This is a genomic window from Brachybacterium sp. HMSC06H03 (genome assembly GCF_001807385.1).
Lineage (GTDB): Bacteria > Actinomycetota > Actinomycetes > Actinomycetales > Dermabacteraceae > Brachybacterium > Brachybacterium conglomeratum.
The window spans coordinates 1-770 of record NZ_KV788887.1; the positions used below are offsets into that span (position 1 = coordinate 1).

A 770-nucleotide genomic window follows, 5' to 3' on the forward strand; every position below is an offset into this window, starting at 1 on the left:
GCGGAGGCGCTCGCCCTCGTGCCCGAGCGGCTGCGGGAGGAGGGCCCCCGCAGCGGCCGCCGGGCGGGCCTCGCCGAGGGCGCCTCCGCGGAGAGCTGGCTGTGGTTCCTCGAGGACCCCGAGATCCCCTCCCTCGACGCGCTCGAGCGCGAGCTCGAGAGCGTCCGGCAGTCCCCGACCACCGCGGTCGTCGGGGCGAAGCGGGTGCGCCATGCCGAGCCGGGCGCCGACCTCCCGCAGACTGCCGAGTCCGCGGACGCCCTGGTCGACGTCGGCATCACCCTGACCCACGGCGGGCGCATCATCACCGGCGTGGACCCGGGCGAGATCGACCAGGGACAGGCCGACTGGCGCCAGGACGTCCTCGCCGTGCCGCTGCCCGGGATGCTTATCCGCGAGCAGACGCTGCGCGAGCTCGGGGGCCTGGACCCCGACCTTCCCGCCCCCTGGGCGGAGATCGACCTGTGCCAGCGCGTGTGGCGCTCCGGGGAGCGGGTCGCGGTGCAGTCCGCCGCCCGGATCCTGCACCCCCATCCCACCCGGCCCGTCCTCGAGCGCCTCCAGGACCAGCGCACCGGGCGCCTGCTCACGGTGCTCAAGCACCGCCCGCTCCTGCACGCGCTGCTCACCCTCCTGCTCCTCCCGCTCGAGACCCTCCTGCGGATGGCAGGGGCTCTCGCGGCGACCGCGCCGCGCGCCGCGCTGATGGAGCTGCGCGCCGTCCTCGCCGCCCTGCCTCGGGTGCGACGCGTCCTCGGCCGCGGCGCCCG

1 protein-coding gene is annotated in these 770 nt (G+C 77.0%); it reads left to right on the forward strand.

The features are described from left to right. A partial coding sequence (locus HMPREF3159_RS12045) for a glycosyltransferase family 2 protein (RefSeq protein ID WP_371441709.1) occupies window positions 1-770 on the forward strand: 770 nt, incomplete at both ends.